Annotated in this window: 4 protein-coding genes (1 of these 4 running past the window's edge); all 4 read left to right on the top strand. The window is 67.7% G+C overall.

Annotated elements, in window-relative coordinates; all coding sequences use genetic code 11:
* Tightly spaced (each overlapping or abutting the next), the 4 genes in view from F3J14_RS14630 to F3J14_RS14645 form a layout consistent with a single transcriptional unit that may run on beyond the window.
* Positions 1-7,614, top strand: the 3' portion of a protein-coding gene (locus F3J14_RS14630; RefSeq protein WP_166723599.1) for a non-ribosomal peptide synthetase/type I polyketide synthase. It extends 5,811 nt beyond the left edge of the window; only the last 7,614 of its 13,425 coding nucleotides appear in the window; its start codon lies off the left edge, out of view; its stop codon occupies positions 7,612-7,614.
* Entirely contained in the window at positions 7,604-9,241 is a 1,638-nt protein-coding gene (locus F3J14_RS14635) for an MBL fold metallo-hydrolase (RefSeq protein WP_348771995.1), read from the top strand. Before F3J14_RS14630 ends, F3J14_RS14635 begins: the two co-directional genes overlap by 11 nt.
* Complete coding sequence (locus F3J14_RS14640; protein WP_168736224.1) at positions 9,238-13,143, top strand: non-ribosomal peptide synthetase; 3,906 nt, start codon at positions 9,238-9,240, stop codon at positions 13,141-13,143. Before F3J14_RS14635 ends, F3J14_RS14640 begins: the two co-directional genes overlap by 4 nt.
* Positions 13,140-22,250 (top strand): non-ribosomal peptide synthetase, encoded by a 9,111-nt coding sequence (locus F3J14_RS14645; RefSeq protein ID WP_166723602.1) that lies wholly within the window; start codon positions 13,140-13,142, stop codon positions 22,248-22,250. Before F3J14_RS14640 ends, F3J14_RS14645 begins: the two co-directional genes overlap by 4 nt.
* Positions 22,251-22,295 lie beyond the last annotated feature (45 nt).

Below are 22,295 nucleotides of genomic sequence, written 5' to 3' on the forward strand. Positions count from 1 at the left end.
AAGATGGCGTTCCTGTTCACCGGTCAGGGCTCGCAATACGCCGGCATGGGCCGCCGTCTGTACGACGCCTATCCGGTTTTCCGCGACGCCATCGACCGCTGCCGTGCGGTGGCCGATCCGCTGCTCGACAAACCGTTGCTCGAGGTGCTGTCGGCTCAGAACGACGATATCCACCAGACCGGCTACAGCCAGCCGGCCCTGTTCTCGCTGCAGTTCGCGCTCACCACGTTGCTGGCGTCGTTCGGCGTGGTGCCCGACGCCGTGATGGGACACAGCGTCGGCGAGTACGCAGCGGCTTGCGCGGCCGGCGTCTTCTTGCCGGAAGACGGCCTGCGGCTGATCGCCGAACGCGGCCGGCTGATGCAGGCGTTGCCCCGCGACGGCGAGATGGCGGCCATCTTCACCGACCTCGCCACGGTCGAGCGCGCGATCGAAGCCTGGCCGCACGAGGTCGCGGTGGCGGCCGTCAACGGTCCGGCCAGCATCGTGATCTCCGGCAAGCGCGAGCGCATCGCGACACTGGTCGACGCGTTTGCTGTGCTGGACATCCGGTCCGTGCTGCTCAATACCTCGCACGCGTTCCACTCGCCGCTGGTCGAGCCGATGCTGGACAGCTTCCAGGCCGTCGCGAAAGCGGTGCGCGTCACGTGCCCGGCGATTCCGTTCTATTCGAATCTCACGGGTGCCGTGATGGACGAGGCGCCCACCGATGCGTACTGGCGCCGTCACTGCCGGGAGCCGGTGCAGTTCGCGAGCAGTGTCGAGCGCCTCGCCGAAGCCGGGTTCAACCTGCTGGTCGAAATCGGCCCCAAGCCGGTGCTCGTCAACCTGGCCCGCGCGTGCTGTGCGCCGGACGCCGGGATCCAGTTCCTTGCGCTGCAGCGGCCGCAAGTCGAGCAGCAAGCGCTGGTCGAAACGCTGTCGAGCCTTTATGCGCGCGGCGTCGATGTCGACTGGGCCCCTACCGAAACACCCGCGCCCACGCGCGTCGCATTGCCGTCCTATCCCTTCCAACGCAGCCGTACCTGGTTCCAGAAAGCGGACATGTCCATGACTCAGACAAGCGCATCACCCATCGCTGCAACCCCGACGCACAACCGTAGCGGCGAGGTTCTCGAATGGCTTCGCGGCAAGATCGGCGAATTGATCCAGGCCGATCCCGCCACCATCAACATCGACCTGCCGTTCCTGGAGATGGGCGCCGACTCGATCGTGCTGATCGAGGCCATCCGACACATCGAGAAACAGTACGGCGTGAAGCTGGTCATGCGCCGCTTCTTCGAAGACCTGGCGACGGTGCAGGCGCTCGCCGAGTACGTCGCGGACAATCTGCCGGCGGTTGCCGCGCCGGCCGAGCCCGAGGCCACGGCCGAAGCCGGGCTGTCCGCGGTGGCGGTCGCGCCGTCCGGGGAGGCGCTCGCGCCGCTCGCCGCCGCCCCGACGGAATGGGTGGCGGCCGAAGGCGGCTCCACGGTCGAGCGGGTATTGCGGGAGCAGAATCAGTTGCTGTCCCGCGTCATGGGTCAGCAGATGGAATTGCTGCGCACGTCGCTGACCGGCCAGGCCGGCGTCCGGCCGACAACGATCGCCGCGCAAGCCGTCGCGAGCGCTGCGAGCGTCGCCAACGTCGCCAACGTCACACCGAAGGCCGCCGGGCCCGCAACGAAGCCCGCGCCTGCAACTGCGGCCGCGGCCGCGGCGGACAATCGGCCGTCCAAGCCGATGATGCCGTGGGGCAGCCCGGTCGAACAGCGGGCGCGTGGCTTGTCCGCCGTGCAGCAGGAGCATCTCGAAGCGCTGATCGTGCGTTACACGACGCGCACCCGGAAATCGAAGGAATCGGTGCAGGCGTCCCGCCCGGTGCTGGCCGACAGCCGCGCCACGGTCGGCTTCCGGTTTTCGACCAAGGAGATGCTGTATCCGATCGTCGGCGATCGCGCGGCCGGTTCGCGGCTGTGGGATATCGACGGCAACGAGTACATCGATTTCACGATGGGCTTCGGCGTGCATCTGTTCGGCCACACGCCGGACTTCATCCAGCACCAGGTCACCCGCGAGTGGCAACGTCCGCTCGAACTGGGCGCGCGCTCGAGCCTCGTCGGCGAAGTGGCCGCGCGCTTTGCGCGCGTCACCGGTCTCGATCGCGTGGCTTTCTCGAACACCGGCACCGAGGCGGTCATGACCGCGATGCGGCTCGCGCGTGCCGTGACCGGTCGCGACAAGATCGTGATGTTCACGCATTCGTATCACGGCCATGCCGACGGCACGCTCGCCGCGGCAAACGCGGAAGGCGTGACGGAAACCATCGCCCCCGGCGTGCCGTTCGGTTCGGTCGAGAACATGGTCCTGCTCGACTACGGCAGCGACGCCGCGCTCGACGCCATTCGCGGGATGGCGTCGACCCTCGCCGCCGTGATGGTGGAGCCGGTGCAGAGCCGCAACCCGTCCCTGCAGCCCGTTGCGTTCCTCAAGGAGTTGCGCCGCATCACCGAGGAGGCCGGAATCGCGCTGATCTTCGACGAAATGATCACCGGCTTCCGCGTCCATCCGGGCGGCTCGCAGGCCATGTTCGGGGTCCGGGCCGATCTCGCGACGTACGGCAAGATCATCGGCGGCGGCCTGCCGCTGGGTGTCATCGCCGGTTCCAGCCGCTTCATGGACGCCATCGACGGCGGCATGTGGACCTACGGCGACCACTCGTTCCCCGCGGCCGACCGCACCGCGTTCGGCGGCACCTTCTGCCAGTATCCGCTCGCGATGGCGGCCGCGCTGGCCGTGCTGGAGAAGATCGAACAGGAGGGGCCGGCGCTGCAGGCCGCGCTCAACGAACGGACCGCGCAAATCGCCGAAACGTTGAATGCGTTTTTCGCGGAGGCCGAGGCGCCGATCAAGGTGACGTGGTTCGGCTCGATGTTCCGCTTCGAATTCACCGAGAACCTCGACCTGTTCTTCTATCACATGCTCGAAAAGGGCATCTACATCTGGGAGTGGCGCACCTGCTTCCTCTCCACCGCGCATACGGAAGCCGATATCGACCGGTTCATCCGGGCGGTGAAGGACAGCGTCGCCGACCTGCGCCGGGGCGGTTTCATCCGGCCTCACTCGAAGCACGGCACGGTGGCCGCGCTGAGCGAAGCGCAACGCCAGCTGTGGATCCTGTCGGAAGTCGATCCCGAAGGATCGCTGGCCTACAACGTCAACACCACCCTCGAACTGAATGGCCGCCTCGACGAGGCCGCCATGCGCGCGGCCGTGCAGGGTCTCGTCGACCGGCACGAAGCGCTGCGCACCACGCTGACGCCGGACGGGTCGGGCCAGATCGTGCATCCGTCGCTGACGCTTCAGATTCCGCTGATCGACACGAACCAGGACGCGTGGCGCGACCACGAAAGCCGCCAGCCGTTCGACCTCGTGAACGGTCCGCTCTTTCGCGCCGCGCTCGTGCGCCTGGACAGCACGCGTCACCTGCTGGTGATGACGGCCCATCACATCATCTGTGACGGCTCGACGTTCGGCGTCCTGCTCGAGGATCTCGCCCGCGCTTATGCCGGTGCTGCACCGGCCGCGGCGCCGCTGCAGTTCCGCGAGTACCTGAAGCAGCTCGACGGCCAGCGCCACAGCCCGGAAACGAAGGCGAATCGCGCGTACTGGCTGGCGCAATGCGCGCGCCAGGCCGAACCGCTGAATCTTCCGCTGGATTACCCCCGGCCCGCGGTGAAGACGTTTCATGGCGCGCGCGTGTCCCTGCATCTGGACGCGGCCGAGGCCGCGTCGCTGCGCACCGCCGCTCGTCAGAACGGCTGCACGCTCTACATGATGCTGCTCGCGGGCTTCAATCTGTTCCTGCACCGCATCGCCGGCCAGCAGGAGATCGTCACCGGCATCCCGGTGACCGGCCGCTCCGTGGCCGGCAGCGATCGCCTCGCCGGCTATTGCACGCATCTGCTGCCGTTGCGCTCCACGCTGCCGGAGCAGGCCACCGTGGCCGGCTTCCTGGCGGGCACCCGCCAGAACCTGCTCGACGCGCTCGAGCACCAGGATTTCCCGTTCGCCGAACTGGTCCGCGAAATCGGCGCGCAGCGCGATCTCAACGCCGCCCCGCTGGTGTCGGTCGTCTTCAATCTGGAACCCGTGTCGGCGCTGCCCGAACTGCCCGGCCTGACGGTCGGCCTGGTCACGCCGCTGATCCGCCATACCGCGTTCGATCTGAACGTCAACGTCCTCGACGCGGGGCAGGCACTCCTGATCGACTGCGACTACAACAGCGATCTGTTCGACGAGAGCACGGTGCAACGTTTCCTCGGGTTCTACCGGACCTTGCTGACGTGTGTCGCGGACGATGCGTCGGCCGCCGTTGCGCGGCTACCGCTGACGAGCGAGGCGGAGCGGAACCTGCTGACCATCGAATGGAACCGGACCGAGACGGATTTCGGCGAGGCCGCCGCGCAACCGCTGCACCGGTTGTTCGAACAGCAGGTCGAGCGCACGCCCGATGCCGTCGCCGCCGTCTACGACGACCTCGCGCTCACCTACGCCGAACTCAACCTGCGCGCCAATCGCCTCGCCCACCGGCTCATCGAGCTCGGCGTTGCCCCCGATGCCCTCGTCGGCGTCGCGATGGAACGCTCGCTCGACATGATCGTCGCCCTGCTCGCGATCCTCAAGGCCGGCGGCGCTTACGTCCCCGTCGACCCCGAGTACCCCGCCGAGCGCGTGCGCTTCATGATCGACAACGCGCAGCTGCGCTGGCTCCTCACCCAGCAGCATCTGCTTGACGTGCTGCCCGACACCGACGCCCGCGTGATCGTCGTCGATCGCGACACGCTCGACCTCGATGCCGCGCCCGCGTCCAACCCCGCGCCCGCGCTGAGCGGCGAGAACCTCGCCTACATGATCTACACCTCCGGTTCGACCGGCAGGCCCAAGGGCGCGCTCAACACCCATCGCGCCATCACCAACCGCATCCTGTGGATGCAACACGCGTACACGCTCGGCGCCGACGATGCCGTGCTGCAGAAGACCCCGTTCAGCTTCGACGTGTCGGTCTGGGAATTCTTCTGGCCGCTCGTCACCGGCGCGCGCCTCGTGTTCGCCCGGCCCGGCGGCCAGCGCGAGACCGACTACCTGGTCGAACTCATCGAGCGCGAACGGATCACCACGGTCCATTTCGTGCCGTCCATGCTGCGCGCCTTTCTCGATCATCCGGACCTCGACGCGCACTGCACGTCGCTGCGCCGCGTCGTGTGCAGCGGCGAGGCCCTGCCATTCGACCTGCAGCAGCGTTGCCTTGCGCGCCTGGACGTCAGGCTGTTCAACCTCTACGGCCCCACCGAGGCCGCCGTCGACGTGACCGCATGGGAATGCCGGCGCGACGACCCGCACCGCATCGTGCCGATCGGCCGGCCCATCGCCAATACGCGCCTCTACATCGTGGACGCGCAGCTGCAGCCCGTGCCGGTCGGCGTGGCGGGCGAGCTGCTGATCGGCGGCACGCCGGTCGGGCGCGGCTACCATGGCGAACCCGAACTGAGCGCCGAAAAGTTCATCACCGATCCGTTCTCCGCCGATCCGCATGCACGCCTCTACCGCACCGGCGATCTCGCGCGCTACCGGCCCGACGGCAACATCGAATTCCTCGGCCGCATCGACCACCAGATCAAGCTGCGCGGCCTGCGCATCGAACCCGGTGAAATCGAGGCGGCGCTGGCATCGCATCCGCTGGTCGAGGCCGCCGTCGTGGCACTGCGCGGTGCGGACGATGGCGCGCGACTCGTCGCATGGCTGCGCTCGTCGCACCCCGAAGCCGAACTGATCGCAGCGGTACGCGGGCACCTGCGGCAGCGGCTGCCGGATTACATGGTGCCGTCCGCATTCGTCGTCGTGCCCGCATTCGAGCAACTGCCCAACGGCAAGCTCGATCGCGTCCGACTGCCCGAACCCGGCGACAGCCTGGACCACGTTGCGCCCGCCAACGCGCTCGAAGCGCAGTTGACGGCAATCTGGCAGGAAGTGCTCGGCCAGGCCCGGATCAGCACGACCGCCAATTTCTTCGAATTGGGCGGCAATTCGCTTTCCGCGACGAAGGTCGCCGCGCGCATCCGCCGCGATCTGCAGGTGAAGCTGGAAATCCGCAGCCTGTTCTCGCATCCCACCATTTCGAGCCTCGCGAAACGCATCGCCGATACGCAGCCGATCGATTACGCGCCGGTGACGCCGCTGCCGGTGCAGGCGCATTACGCACTCTCTCCCGCCCAGACGCGGCTGTGGGTCCAGGATCGCCTGAATGCGGCGCAAGCCGGCGGGCCGCTGCCCACGTCCCTGCTGTTCGAGGGGGTGCTGGACGTGGACGCGCTCGTGCGGGCGTTCCGTGCATTGAGCGAACGGCATGAGATCTTGCGCACGCGGTTCGTGCTGTCCGGCAATCAGCCGGTCCAGCAGGTGCTGCCTCCGGGCGAAGCCGCGTTCCCGGTCGAGGTCATCGATTTGCAGGAAGCCGAGGACCGGGATGCCCAGGCCATGTCGATCACCGCCCGCGAACGGCTCGCGCCGATGGATCTCGGCACCGGCCCGCTCTTCCGCGTCAAGCTGCTCAGGCTCTCCGAAGTCCGTCACGTCTGCATCTGCACGATGCATCACATCGTGAGCGACGGCTGGTCGACGGAGGTGCTGCTCGACGACCTGTCGAAGATCTATGACGCGTTGGTCCAGCGTCGCGACAATCCGTTGCCCGCGCTCTCGATCCAGTACAAGGATTACGCCGGCTGGCTGAACCGCCTGCTGGCCGGGCCGGACGGCGAACGCATGAAGGAATACTGGCTGACCAGGCTGGGCGGCGGCCTGCGCGCGCTGGAACTGCCGGGCGACATCGAGCAGCCGGCCGCGCCGAGCTGGAAAACCTGGCGGTTCGAGCTGCCCGCCGCCGAGACGACGGCGCTGGAATCGCTCGGCCAACGCCACGGCGCGACCTTGTTCATCGCACTGTTGTCCGCGATCAAGGCGCTGTTCTACCGCCGCTCCGGCCAGGAGGACATCGTCGTCGGCACGCCGGTCGCGGGCCGTGAGCTGCCCGAACTCGAGTCGCAGGTCGGCCCCTATCTGAACGTGCTGGCGCTGCGCGATCGCGTCGCCGGCGACGATCGTTTCGATACGCTGCTGACCCGGGTGCGGGACACCGCCCTCGAAGCGTTCTCGCACCCGCTGTATCCGCTGGATCGCTTGCTCGACGACCTGCGCATCAAACGCGTCGCGGGACGCAATCCGCTCTTCGACATCGGCCTGACGCTGCAGAACCAGCGACAAGGCGCCGTCGATCGCTACGCGGGACAAGTGCGCATCGCCGAACTGCCGGACCACGACCTGCAGGGCGCGGACACGGAAGCCGCGACGGACTTCTGGTTCCTGGCCGAGCCGCACGCCGAGGGCCTCGCGATCCGCGTCGTCTATCACGCCGGGCGGTTCAGCGAGGCGCTGGTGCAGGGCCTCGCCAACGAGCTGACGTCCGTCATCGGCGAAGTGCTGGCCAATCCGGGCGTTCGCATCCGGAACCTGACCTTGGGACAACACGTGCTGCAGGCCGAAGCCCGCCAGCCCACCGTCGAACTCAGTGCATTCTAAGGAGCCTTCGTTGACTATTTCGTCCAACACGCAGGTCTACCTGCGGCAAAACATCCAGTTCGAACCGCTGATCAACGGCTGGTACGCGTGGTTTCACACGCTTCCGCCGTTGACCGCCGCACTCAACGTGGCCGAGCGGTTCCTGCCGCTGATGAAGTCCTATGTCGCCTCGCCGATGATGCATGCGGCGGCGTGCAAGGATCCGGCGATGCGCGGCGGCCCGTTCCTCGATCTGGACGGCAAGCGCGTCGACGAAATCCGCGCGCTGATCGAGCAGACCACCCGGCGCGCGACCGCGCAACTGGAACTGGCGAAGGCCTACAAGGCATTCTCCACGCTGCTGCTGGAACAGGCCAAGGGGATGGCGTCGGACCCGCTCTACCCGCAGATTCCCGAGGTGTTGAAAGGCTATGTCGAGATCTACTACGACCTGAACCACAACCCGTCCTTCCGGGTCTACGAGAGCTTGCTGTACGCGAGCCCGCTCTATGTGCGCGACGCGCAGAGCATCGCGCTGTCGGCGATCGACGAGCACACGCCCCGCCCATTCATTCTCAGCACGCCCCGGCTCAGCGACGAGCGCACTGTGTTCAGCAACACGGCCTTCGACGATCGCGCGCTCGACGTGCTGTTCCGCATGCGCGACACGCCCGGCAGCTACGCGAAAATCGTCGATCTGATGCGCGTGGAGGAGAAGGACGAGCCGCTGTTCCGCTCGTTCTTCGTCGAAGAGGCACCGGCACCGAAACCGGATCGTTCGTTCGACGGCGACGACATCCGCATCCGTTACTACGGCCATGCGTGCCTGCTGATTCAGAGCCGCGGCGTGAGCATCCTGATCGATCCTGTGATCAGCTACGGCTACGACACCGCGCTGCCGCGCTATACCTTCGCCGACCTGCCGGACCAGATCGACTACGTGCTGATCACGCACAGCCATCACGATCACATCGTCTTGGAAACGCTGCTGCAGCTTCGCCACAAGGTCAAGACCGTGGTGGTCGGCAGGAACCTGGACGGTTTTCCGCAAGATCCGTCACTGCAACTGGCGTTGCGCAAGCTCGGCTTTGACGACGTGCTGGAAGTTCGGGATGCGCAGGAAATCAAGGTGACCAACGGCGCCATCACAGCCATTCCGTTCCTGGGCGAACACAACGACCTGGCGATCCAGAGCAAGCAGAGCTTCATGATCCGCTTCGGCAAGCGTTCGGTGCTGTGCATCGCCGATTCGTGCAACCTGGACCCCACTCTTTACGAGCATGTCTTCCGCCTCGCCGGCAAGCCGGACACCCTGTTCGTCGGGATGGAAACCGAGGGCGCGCCGCCGTCCTGGGTCTGTGGCCCGCTGTTTCCCAAGGCGCTGCCGCGCGACATCGATCAGTCGCGCCGTGCGCGGGGCTGCCAGTTCGGCGAGGCCGCCGCGCTGGTGGACGACTTCGCGTTCAACGCGGCATATGTCTACGCGATGGGTCAGGAGCCGTGGCTGAATTACCTCCTCGACAACACCTTCGACGAAAACTCGCCCAGCCATATCCAGTCCACCCAGTTCGTCGCGCACTGCAAGGCCAAGGGCATCGATTCCGAAATCCTGTACGCGACGAGGGAGATCGTGCTGTGTCAGAAATGAATCTCAACACGCTCTCGACCAGCGGGCAATACCAGGAACACGTGGCGTTCTGGAGCGACGCGCTCGGTCGCATCGACGAAGACTTCCGGCTTCAGCAGGCGTGGCAAGCCTATGCGCTACCGCTCGGCCCGGCACCGGAACTGACGTTCGAGCTCGACGGCGACGCATCGCAGGTGCTGGAGAAGCTCGCTTCCGGCCAGGCGCTGGGCGCTTTCGTCGTGCTGCTGGCGGCCCTGTTCCGTGTCCTCGGGCGCTACGACGGCACGGCCGGCCTGTTCGTGGAGTCGCCGCACCTGATCGTCGAACCCGCGAGCGGTTCCGCCGACCCCGTCCCGCTGTTCGACGCCATCCAGCCCGGCCCCACGGTACGCGCGTATCTGAACCAGGTTCGCGACAGGGTGCAGCGTAGCTATTCGTATCAGGACTTTCCGATCGCCGCCCTGGCGCACAAGCTGCATGGCGAACGCCGCACGACCAACGTAGGCGTGCGCTTCGACGGTCTTCATGAAGACTGGGCGTCGGCGGACCACGACCTGTCGATCGAGATCCGGCATCGCGAGCGCTACGAGATCGTGCTGACGGGCCGGCCGACGGCGTTCACGCTGCATTATCTCCAGCATGTCGCGCGACACCTGTGCAACGTCGTGGCCGGCTTCGGCACGCTGGATGCGCCGCTCGACACCGTCTCGCTGCTCGACGACGACGAACGTGCGCGACTTCGTTCGCATGCGGCGCCCGTCGCGGTGCATGGCACCTTCCTGGCGCAGTTCGCGCAGCGGGTCGCGGCCGCGCCGGACAGCATCGCCGTGGCGACCGCCGACGCATCGCTGACCTATGCCGAACTGGACGATCAGGCGTCGCGGCTCGCGAGCTTCCTGCTCACGGAATACGCGATCGAACGCGGCGACGTGGTGGGCGTGGTGGCCGACCGTTCCGAGCGCTGGATCGTCGGCCTGCTCGGCGCCCTCAAGGCGGGCGCGGTGTATCTGCCGCTCGACCCGGAGTTTCCGCAGGAGCGCCTGCGCTTCATGATCGAGGACGCGAAGGTCAAAGCGCTGCTGACGCACTCGGAACACCTGCCGCTGCTCGCCGATTTCTGGGCGATTCCGATGTTCGCCCTCGACTTTCAGCTCGACACGCTGGCACCCGCATCGGCGTCGGCGCAGGTCGAGGTCCGGCCGGACGACGCCGCGTACATCATCTACACGTCCGGCTCCACGGGCGTGCCCAAGGGCGTCGTGCTCGAACACGCAGGCCTCCTGAACATGGCGCAATACCATGTGGACGCCTTCGGTTTCGATGCCACCGACCGGTTCGTCCAGTTCTACTCCCCGGGCTTCGACGGCTCGATCATGGAGATTTTCGTCACGCTGCTCGCGGGCGCGCGCCTGGTGCTGGCGAAGACCGCCGTGATCCGGGACGTGCCGCGTTTCGTGGAATATATCGCGCAGCAGGGCGTCACCACCGTCAACGCGACGCCTGCCTATCTCGCCGCGCTCGACTGGAACGCGCTCGGCACCGTGAAACGGGTCATCAGCGCGGGCGACAACGCCCGCGTGGCGGATCTGCGCGAGCTGGCCCGCACACGCTCGTGCCACAACTCGTACGGCCCCACCGAGGCCACCGTCTGCATCGCGGACTACGTGGTCGATCCGGCAATCGCCTACGGCGCCCGTCTGCCGGTAGGCCGGCCGATCCACAATACGCACCTGTACCTGCTCGATGAGCACGGGGCACTGGCGCCCGAGGGCTGCACGGGGGAGATCTGCGTGTCCGGCATCGCGCTGGCGCGCGGCTACGTCGGCCGGGACGACCTGACTGCCGCCGCGTTCGTCGACCACCCGTTCGAGTCGGGCGAGCGCCTCTATCGCACCGGCGACCTCGGCGTCTGGCTGCCTGACGGCAACCTGGAAGTCACCGGGCGCCGCGACATGCAAGTGAAGATTCGCGGCTATCGCATCGAAATGGGGGAAATCGAAGCGGCGCTCAGGCAGCACGCCGACGTCGCGGACGCGATCGTGTTCGTGCGCGAGGACACGCCGCAGCACAGGCAGCTGGTAGCCTGCGTCGAGACGACGACGGCCAGCGTCGCCGGCCTGCGGGCATACCTGAAGGAACGCCTGCCCGAGTTCATGGTGCCGGGGTCGATCGTGACGCTCGAACGGCTGCCGCTGACGCCGAACGGCAAGCCCGACCGCAAGGCGCTCGCCGCGCTGGAACTGGGGCCCGTGGCGAGCGAAACCGAGTATGCCGCGCCGACCAATGACGTCGAGGCGCGCTTGGGCACGATCTGGTCGGAGGTGCTGGGCCGCGAGCCGATCGGCGTGCACGACAATTTCTTCGAACTGGGCGGCGACTCGATCCTGCTCATTCAGGTGATGTCGCAGGCCCAGCAAGTCGGCCTCCGATTTACCGCCGATCAGTTTTTCGCCCATCCGACCATCGCCGACCTCGCCCGGGTTGTCGTGGATGCGCCACCCATCAGGATTCCTCAGGAGCCGGTAGTCGGTCCCGCCCCGCTGACGCCGATCCAGCATTGGTTCTTCGCGCAAGACGTGGCGGATCCGCACCACTACAACCAGTCGACCATGATCGAGGTGCCCGCGTCGCTGCGGCCGGACGTGATCGAGCACGCGCTGGCCGCCGTCGCGACGCATCATGACGCGCTGCGGCTGAGTTTCGAACGCGTCGCCGGCGCGTGGCAGCAATCGCACGCGGCGCCGCCGCTGGCGATCCCGCTCGGCGTCACGTCGCTGGCCGGCGCGGCGCCCGCCATGCGGCAGGCCGAGATGCTCGCGACCGCCACCCGCATGCAGGAAAGCTTCACGTTGTCCGCGCCGCCGCTGCTGCGCGCCCACCTGTTCCAGTTCGGTCCCGGCGAGCCGCAGCGCCTGCTCGTGGTGGCGCATCACCTGGTGATCGACGGCGTCTCGTGGCGCATCCTGTTCGAAGACCTGTACACGGCGTGCCGCCAGCTCGAGGCGGGCGAAGCGGTGCAGCTCCCGGCCAGGACGACGGCCTGGCGCGACTGGTCGACGCGTCTGTCCGAACTCGGCGCGACCGCGCTCGACGGACTGGACTATTGGCTCCAGGCGAACGCCGAGGAACCGGCCGGCTTCGACGACATGCCGGTCGGCACCGTCGCCGAAGCCGGCTCGACGTTCATCGAGTTCGACGCCCAGCAGACGCTCGCGCTGCTGCAGGACGTGCCGCGCGCCTTCAACACCCAGATCAATGAAGTCCTGCTGACGGCCCTGCTGCTCGCGTTCGGCGACTGGACCGGCAACGCTTCGCTGGTCGTCGATCTCGAAGCCCACGGCCGCGAGGACCTCTTCGACGGTGTCGATACGTCGCGCACCATCGGCTGGTTCACCGCGCACTATCCGGTGTTCCTGAATGCCGGCGACGCCACCGTGGCGGCCGAGGCGTTGCGCAACGTCAAGGAACAGTTGCGCGCGGTGCCGATGCGCGGGCTCGGTTACGGCATCGCACGCTACCTCGGCAAGGACGCCGGCATCGCGGCAGCACTGGAACGGCAGCCGCCGGCGCCGGTGCGCTTCAACTATCTCGGCCAGATCGATCGCGTGCTGACCGACGACACGGGCTGGAAGCCGGTGCTCGACTTCCAGAGCCCCGAGCACAGTCCGCGCGCACGGCGCGGCCATCTTTTCGAGATCGACGGGATGGTGTGCGACGGGCGTTTGCGCCTGACCTGGCACTACAACCGGGAAGCCTGCGCGCCGGACGTCATCGCGCAGCTGACGCAGTGCTACCGCAGCCGTCTGCTGTCGATCGTCGCAGCCAGTGGCGGCGACCCGCGCGGGCTGAGCCCGACGGACTTTCCGGCCGCGCGCATCAGCCAGGAAGCGTTGGATGTGCTTGTTTCAAGGATCAAATCGTGACATCCCCCACCATTGCCGATATCTACGAGCTCTCCCCGATGCAGGAGGCGATGCTCTTTCATGCCGTGCACTCGCCCGGCACGAGAAGCAGCTTCAACCAGCTCAGTTGCCGGATCACCGGCAGCCTCGACCCCGCGCTGTTTCATGCCGCATGGCAGCAGCTGGTCGATCGGCATCCGGTGATGCGCACGTCGTTCCATTGGGAGGAATTCGACAAGCCCATGCAGGTCGTGCATGCGCACGCCGCGCTGCCGTGGGTGCAGGACGACTGGCGCGACCTGCCGGAAGACGAACAGCGCACGCGGTGGCGCGCGCATCTCGAAAACGATCTGGCCGAGGGCTTCGCGCTCGATCGCGCGCCGCTCGTGCGCTGCCGGCTCGCGCGCGTCGCTGCCGACGCGTACCTGTTCAGCTGGAGCCACCATCACATCCTGGCCGACGGCTGGTGCCTGTCGCTCGTCATCGAGGAAATCTTCCAGGTCTATGGCGCGCTCACGCGTGGCCTACCGCCGGCGCTCCCCGCGGTGCGCCCCTATCGCGACTATATCCAGTGGCTGCAGCAGCGCGAACCGCAAGCCGCGCAGCAATACTGGACACGCTATCTCGAAGGGTTCCGCTCGCCGACCCCGCTGCCCACGGCAGCGCGCGCGGAAGCGAACGATCGCTTCGGCCAGGGCCTCGCGCAAGTCCAGGCCGACCTGTCGGCCGACCTGAGCGCGCGCCTGCGGCAATTCGCGGCCCGGCATCACGTCACCCTCAACACCCTCGCGCAAGCGGCCTGGGCGCTCGTGCTGTCGCGTTACAGCGGGGAAACCGACGTGGTGTTCGGCGCCGTCGTGTCCGGACGGGGCGCCAACCTGCCGGGGATCGAAACCATGCTCGGCCTGTTCATCAATACGGTGCCGGTGCGGGTGCGGGTCGATCCGCGGCAGCCGCTCGCGGCCTGGCTGAAGATGATCCAGGCGCGCGTGGCCGCTCGTGCGCAGTTCGAGCACACCCCGCTTCCGGATATCCAGCGCTGCAGCGAAGTGCCGCTGACGACGCCGCTGTTCGAGAGCAACATCACGTTCATGAATTACCCGCTCGATGCGTCGCTGACGCATGGCGCGCATGGCCTGGCGGTCGACGAGGTGCAGCTTTACAACCGCGCCGACATCCCGCTCGAATTCGTCGTGACGGCGCGCGACGACTGGAAGATGGAGCTGTCGTTCGATCCGCGGCGCTTCGATGAAGACACCATGCAGCGGATGCTGGGCCACGTGGCCGCGACGCTCGACGCATTCGCGGCCGATCCGAACCGGCTGCTCGGGCGCCTGCCGATGCTGCCCGAGGCCGAACGCCGGCAGTTGCTGGACACCTTCAACGACACCGACGTGCCGTTCGATGCCGCGCGTACCGTGGTGCATCGCCTGGAACAGGCCGCGGCGGACCACCCCGAGCGGCCGGCGGTCGAGTACCGGGATATCGTCCTGAGCGCGGGCGAGCTGAACGCCCGCGCCAACCGCACGGCTCACCGCCTGCTGGCCGCCGTCGAGCTGCGGCCGGACGCGCTGGTCGCGATCTGTATGCACCGGTCGGAGCGCCTGATGGAGGCGATCCTCGCGGTCTGGAAGTGCGGCGCCGCCTATATTCCGATCGACCCCGACTATCCGGCGGCCCGCATCCGCACGATTCTCGAGGATTCCGGCGCCGCGCTCGTCATTACCTGCGACGGCCTCCTGCCGCCCGAGCTGGCCGCGCTCGCGCCGGTCGTGTCGCTCGATACCGTCACCGAGGGCGGCGACGACGCCAATCCCGGCCGCCCCGTGTCGCCCGACAGCCTCGCCTACGTGATCTACACCTCCGGTTCGACCGGCAAGCCCAAAGGGGCGATGGTCGAGCACGCCGGCATGCTGAATCACATGCTCGCCGAAATCGACGAGTTTTCGATCTCCGCGTCGTCGGTGATCGCGCAAACCGCGCCGCATTGCTTCGATATTTCGGTCTGGCAATTTTTCACGGCGCCGCTCGCCGGCGGCAAGACCGTGATCGTCGACGACGCGTGCATCCGCGACCCGGCGTCTTTCGTCGCGACCCTGGAAGCCGCCCGGATCAGCATCCTCGAACTGGTGCCGTCCTATCTGTCCGCCGTGCTCGACCACGCGTCGGAACGGCCCGCGCTGCTGCGGCACCTGCGGCACCTCCTCGTCACCGGCGAGATGGTCAGCCCGGCCCTGGTGAAACGGTGGTTCGACGTGTTCCCGGACATCGCGGTGGTGAACGCGTACGGCCCGGCCGAAGCGTCCGACGACGTCGCGCAGCACCGCATGACGTGCGCGCCGACCACGCCTTACGTACCGGTCGGCAAGCCGGTCCGCAACGTGCGCATCTATGTCGTCGACCCGCAGATGAACCTGTGCCCGATCGGGGTTCCCGGCGAACTGTGCGTATCCGGCGTCGCCGTCGGCCGCGGCTATCTCAACAACGAAGCCGGCACGCGGGAAGCGTTCCTCGAAGACCCGTTCCGCGCGGACCGCGGTGTGCGCATGTACCGCACCCGCGACATCGGCTGCTATCTCCCCGATGGTTCGATCGTCCTCTACGGCCGCAAGGACCATCAGCTGAAGATCCGCGGCTACCGCATCGAACTCGGGGAGATCGACAACGCGCTGGCCGCCATTCCGGAAATCCGCCAGGCGGCCGCGCTCGATTATCGCGACGACACCGGCCGCGCCGCGCTGTGCGCGTATGTCGCGTTCCGCGCCGGCGCGTCGCTGAGCGACGCGGAGATTGCCGCCGCGTTGTCCGCCACGCTGCCGAACTACATGGTGCCCGGCATCTACGTGGTGCTCGACGCGCTGCCCTTGAGCGGCAACGGCAAGATCGACCGCAAGGCGCTGCCCCCGCTGGACCGCGCGCGGCTGTCCGCCGCGGGACAGGCGCCGACATTGCCCCGCACGCCCACCGAGACGCTGCTGTGCCGCATCTGGGGCGAAGCGCTGGGCATTCCGGCGCCGGGCATCCTCGACAATTTCTTCGCGCTGGGCGGCGATTCGATTCTCAGCATGCGCATCGTGTCGCTGGCCGCCAAGGCAGGGCTGAAGCTCACCACCCGGCTCATCTTCCAGCATCCGACGGTTGCCGAACTCGCCGCCGTGGCCACCCGCGGCGCGCTCGGCGCGGCGGAGTTCGTCGCGTCGTCCGGCCCGCTGCCGCTGACGCCCATCCAGAAGGACTTCTTCGCGCAGCGCAAGGACGACCAGGACCAGTACAACCAGGCGGTCCTGCTCGACGTGCCGGCGGATTTCGATCCGGTCTTGCTGCGCCAGGCGCTGCGGCACGCGGTCAAATGGCATGACGCGCTGCGGCTGCGCTTTCGTGCGGGCGAGTCCGGCTGGATCCAGGAAGTCGTCGACGATCCGGAGATTCCCGTCGGCGTAGTCGAGATCGGACGCGATCAGCTCGCGCAGCACGTCGCGCACGCTCATGCGAGCCTGAATCTGTCGGACGGCCCCGTCGTGCGCGCGGACCTGTTCCGCGTCGACGAAGGCCGATCGCTGCGCTTGCTGCTGGTCGCCCATCATCTGGTCATCGACGGCGTGTCATGGGGCGCGCTGCTCGAAACCGTGTACGACGCCTATACCCGCCTGCGCCACGGCCAGGCCCCCGAATTCGCGGGCGGCGGCGCGACGTGGACCGCCTGGACCCGGGCCATCTCGGATTGGGCCGGCTCCGGCGCCGCCGACGCCGACATCGCCCACTGGCAGGCGTTGGCGCGTGCCACCCTGCCCGGCCTGCCGCTCGATCGCGCCGCAACGGCTGCCGCCAATTCCGTGTCGTCCGCCGAAACGATCGTGGTCGAGCTGGGCGAATCCGCGACCGCGGCCTTGCTGGGCGCCGCACCCCGCGCCTACGACGCGCAGATCAACGACGTGCTGCTGGCCGCGCTCGCGCGTGCCGTCAGCGACTGGAGCGGTTGCGCCGACGTGCTGGTGGATCTCGAAGCGCACGGGCGCGAGGAACTGATCGCGGATCTCGACATCTCGCGCACGGTGGGCTGGTTCACGTCCCTGTTCCCGGTCGTGCTGACGGTCGATGCCGGCTCGCACGACCCGGCTCGGCTGGTTGCGTCGATCAAGACGCAACTGCGCGCCGTCCCGAGCGCGGGCATCACCTACGGCCTGCTGCGGGACCGGCTCGATGGCCCCGTTCCGCAGCCTCGGCTGCTGTTCAACTACCTGGGTCAGACCGACCCGATGCTGAACGCCGCCCGCGACTGGAAACAGGCCGTGGAGCCGAGCGGAGACGGCCGCAATGCGAACCAGCTGCGCGAGCACCTGCTCGACATCAACGCCTACGTGACCGGTAACCGCCTGCACGTTGCATGGGAATTCAGCCGCGCCTGCCACGACGCCGACACCATCCGGCGCGTTGCGCAAGCCTACATCGCGGCGCTCGAATCGCTGGTTGCCGACCATGCCGTCCCGTCCGCATCGGCCCGGCCCGCGTCGGGCCAGCCGGCGAATGCGCTGCCGCAGGCGCTGGCCTCGGTCATACCGGACGAGATCGCCGACGTCTACGCGCTGACGCCGACCCAACAGGGCATGCTGTTCCACAGCCTGTACGAACCGGCATCGGATGCGTATCTCAGCAGCCTCGATTTCCGTATCGACGGCGCACTCGACGTCGAACGGTTCCGCCGCGCGTGGGATACGGTGGCGCACCGGCACGACATCCTGCGAACCTCGTTTCACTGGGAAGAAATCGAAAGCCCCGTGCAGGTCGTGCATCGCCGTATCGACTTGCCCTGGCATGACGAGGATCTGCGCGCGGCGTCCACCGAGGAGGCGGAACGGCGTTGGGCGGCCTACGTGGCGCAAGACCGGGCACGCGGCTTCGACTTTACCCGGGCGCCGCTGATGCGGCTCGCGCTGTTCCGCGTGGCAGATCACGCATGGCGCTTCCATTGGAGCCATCACCACATCCTGCTCGACGGGTGGAGCTCCGCCCGGCTCCTGAGCGAAGTGGCTGCCACCTATCAGGACCTGGCGGACGAAGGCACCCCGCAGCGCGCCGCGCCGCCCGCCTTCGCCGATTACGTGCGCTGGTTGGCGCGCCAGGACGCCGCCGCGGCGGAACGCTTCTGGAAGACGAAGCTGGAGGATTTCCCGACCACGACGCCGCTCGTGCTGGGACGCCCCGAACTCGACGGCACGGCCGCGCCGGGCGCCTATGTGGAAGAACAGCTGCTGCTCTCCGAAAGCGAGACGCGGCGGCTCGTCGCCTTCGCGCAAACCCGCCGCATCACCCTCAACACGCTCGCCCAGGGCGCGTGGGCGCAGTTGCTGAGCCGCTATAGCGGCGAAGCGGACGTCGTGTTCGGCACGATCGTTTCCGGTCGCCCGGCGTCGCTGCCGGCGTCGGACGAGATGGTCGGGCTGTTCATCAACACGCTGCCGGTGCGGGTCCGCATCGACACGCGTCCGACGTCCGCGTGGCTCGCCCAGCTGCAGATCGATCTCGCGCAGCAGGAGGAGTATGCGCACTATCCGCTGGCCGACATTCAGACATTCGCGGGCCTGCCGCCCGGCGTGCCGCTCTTCGAAAGCCTGCTGATCTTCCAGAACTATCCGGTCGAGGAAGCGCTGGCCGATGCGCTGCCCGGTCTGCGGATCGGCGAATTCCAGGTGTCCGATCCGAACAATTACCCGCTGACCCTGGTCGTGACGCCGGGCAAGCGCCTGTCGCTTCAAGTGCTGTACGACGATGGCCGGTTCGACCGCGACACGATCGTCCGCCTGTTGCGCCATGTCGAAACGCTGCTCGCCGGCCTTGCCGGTGCGGAAGATCACCCGAACCGCAGCATTGCGCTCCTCACCACGGACGAGCGGGACGCCATCCTGCACGGCTGGAACGACAGCATCGCGCCGGTTCCGTCCGACCGGACGCTGCCCGAACTGATCGAGGCCGCAGCCGCCGCTCATCCGGAGCGCATTGCGGTCCGCCACGGCACGGCGGTCCGCACCTATCGGGATCTCGTCGAGGGCGCCAACCGGATCGCCGGTCATCTGCTGCAGACAGCGGCGATCCAGCCGGACGACCGGATCGCCGTCTGGATGCCGCGCTCGCCGCTGATGCTGGAAACGATCCTGGCCATCTGGAAGTGCGGCGCGGCCTACGTTCCGGTCGATCCGGCCTATCCGGCCCAGCGGGTCGAGACCATTCTGACGCTGGCCCGGCCGACGGTCATCGTCGCCACGGACTGCGTGCCGCCGCCGGCCCTGGCGTCGATCCCGCTGGTCGATCCCACCCGGCTGCCCGACCATCACGGCGCCGGGGCGCCGGCGCCCGTGACGCCGCGTTGCCGGCCCGTGGACCTGGCCTACGTGATCTTCACATCGGGTTCGACCGGCCAACCGAAGGGCGCGATGGTCGAGCATCGCGGCATGCTCAATCACGTGCTCGCCATGGCACGCCGGGTCGAACTCGGCGCGCGGAGCGCGGTCGCGCAGACCGCTTCGCACTGCTCCGATATTTCGGTCTGGCAGTGCTTCGCGGCGCTGGTGTCGGGCGGTACGACCGTGATCTATCCCGATGCCGTGATCCTCGAGCCCGCGCGTCTGATCGACTGCCTTCACCGCGACCGCATCACGGCGATGCAATTCGTGCCGTCCTATCTGGCCACCTTTCTCGGCGAGCTGGAAAGGCATGCGGCACCGGCTTTCCCGCACCTCGAAACGCTGCTGACCATCGGCGAAACCCTGCAGCCCGCGTCCGCGCAAGCGTGGTTCCGTCTGAATCCGGGTGTCCGGCTCATCAACGCCTATGGGCCGACCGAAGCGTCGGACTCCGTGGCGCACTACAGCATGGAGCGCGCGCCGGATCTGCCGGCGATTCCGATCGGCCGCCCCATCGAGAACCTGCGCCTCTACGTCGTGGATGCCGACATGAACCTCTGCCCGATCGGCGTCAAGGGCGAGATCTGCATCGGCGGAGCCGGCGTCGGGCGCGGCTACCTGTTCGACGAAGCGCGCACCCGGGCGGTGTTCCGCGACGACCCGTTCAGTCCGGAACCGGGCGCGCGCCTGTATCGCACCGGCGATGTCGGCTGCTTCGGGCCGGACGGCAATCTCCACTTCTTCGGACGACGCGACTTCCAGGTCAAGATTCGCGGATATCGCATCGAGCTCGGGGAAATCGAAACCGCCCTGACCGGTCTCGCCGGCATTTCCAACGCCGTCGTGGTCGTCCGCGACACGTCGGACGCGGAAAAGACCCTGTGCGGCTACGCGTCGGGCACCGGCTGGACGCCCAAACGCCTGCGCGATGCACTGCGCGACAAACTGCCGGCGCATATGGTGCCCGACACCTTGATGCTGCTGCCGGCCCTGCCCGTCATGCCGAACGGCAAGATCAACCGCGCCGCGCTGCCGCTCCCGGAGGCCGCGTCCGTGCCCGACGGCGTGCCGGTCGAACCGCGGACGCCAGTCGAGGCGGCGCTGCTGCGCATCTTCGCCGAGGTGCTCGGCCGCCAACCGGGCGGTGTCGACGACAATTTCTTCGAGCATGGCGGCCAAAGCCTCAAGGCGATCCAGATGGTCAGCCGGATCAGGCGCGAACTGAAACTGAACGTCGCGGTCGCCGATATCTTCCATGCACCGTCGCCACGCGCGCTCGCGCAGAAGCTCGCTTCCACGCACGCCGACGACGCCGGTGGCGCGGCGATCATCCCGGCCCTTGCCGCGCAATCGTCCTACGCGGTGTCTCGCGCCCAGAAGCGGATCTGGCTCGCCAGCCGCGGCGCGGATCCGTCCACGTACAACATGGCAGGCGCGCTGCAACTGGACGGCGCCGTCGATACGGCGCGCCTCGTCCGTGCGTTCGACATGCTGGTCGATCGCCACGAGAGCCTGCGCACCGTGTTTGCGATGATCGAAGGCGATCTGCGGCAACGCATCCTCACCCGCGAAGCCTCCGGTTTCCGCGTCGAGCAGGTGGACCTCGCGGACGATGCCGGGCCGCAAGCGATCGATGCGCTGATCCGCGCGGAAAGCGAGCAGCCATTCGATCTCGCGACGGGACCGCTCTTTCGCGTCAAGCTGGTCCGGCTCTCACCGGCGCAACACCTGCTGCTGCTGAACATGCACCACGTGATATCGGATGCGTGGTCGATCCGCGTGCTGACCGACGATCTGCATGCGCTGTATGCGGGACGCGACCTGCCGCCGCTTTCGATCCAGTACCGCGACTACGCCGCGTGGCACAACGCCAGCCTGGAAGGCGCGCGTGCCGCCGCGCATCGCGCGTACTGGCTCGAGCAACTCGCGCCGCCGCTGCCCCGCCTGCAACTGGCGTCCGACTACCCGCGCCCCGAGCGGCTCGGTCATGCCGGGCAGACGCTCGAAGTCGAACTGTCGGGCCCGCAGGTGGAAGGGCTCGCGAAGCTGGCCCGCGCTCACCATACGTCGCTCTACGCCGTGCTCCTGGCATCGTTCTGCGTGCTGATGCACCGCTACACGGGGCGTGAGGACATCGTCATCGGCAGCGTGTCGGCCGGGCGCGACAGCGAACAGCTCGAATCGCAGATCGGGGTGTTCCTCAACACCGTCGTGCTCCGCGTGCCGGTGCGGAATTCCGCGACCGTGGAAGAAGTAATCGACGGTGTGGCGAAAGCCTCCACGCAAGCGCTGGAGCACGCGTCCTATCCGTTCGATGTCCTGCTGGAAGACCTCCGGATCCGCACCCCGGCGGGCCATTTCCCGATCTTCGACATTCAAGCGAACCACATTTCGATGCCGGCGCCTCAGCCGGGCCTTCGCATCACGGACCGCTCGCAGACGGACACCACGGCCAAGTTCGACCTGTCCTTCCAGATCGTGGAAAGCGACGGCAGGCACCTCATCCAGTTCATCTACAACACCCACCTGTTCCGCCCCGCGACCGTCGCGGCGATGCGCGATCGACTGCTCGAGATCCACGACGTCTTTCTCCGTGATCCGACCACGCCGGTCGATCGTATTTCGCTCTCCGGCAATGCGCCCGCCGCCAGCCCGAGGGTCCGGGTCGGTCTGCGCCTGAAACGCACGCCCGAAGTCACCGCCGACGATGCGCTCGAGGAGAAAACGTGATGCGGGCCGGGCGGGGTTCGAGCGGCGCGCGCCGTGCGCGCTGCG

Origin of the sequence: Burkholderia sp. Tr-862, from assembly GCF_011753085.1 — a bacterium.
GTDB classification, from domain to species: Bacteria; Pseudomonadota; Gammaproteobacteria; order Burkholderiales; family Burkholderiaceae; genus Burkholderia; species Burkholderia ambifaria.

Excerpts from the sequence above, each read along its gene's own strand:
- F3J14_RS14640 (WP_168736224.1), top strand. The coding sequence starts at position 9,238 with ATGAATCTCAACACGCTCTCGACCAGCGGGCAATACCAGGAACACGTG.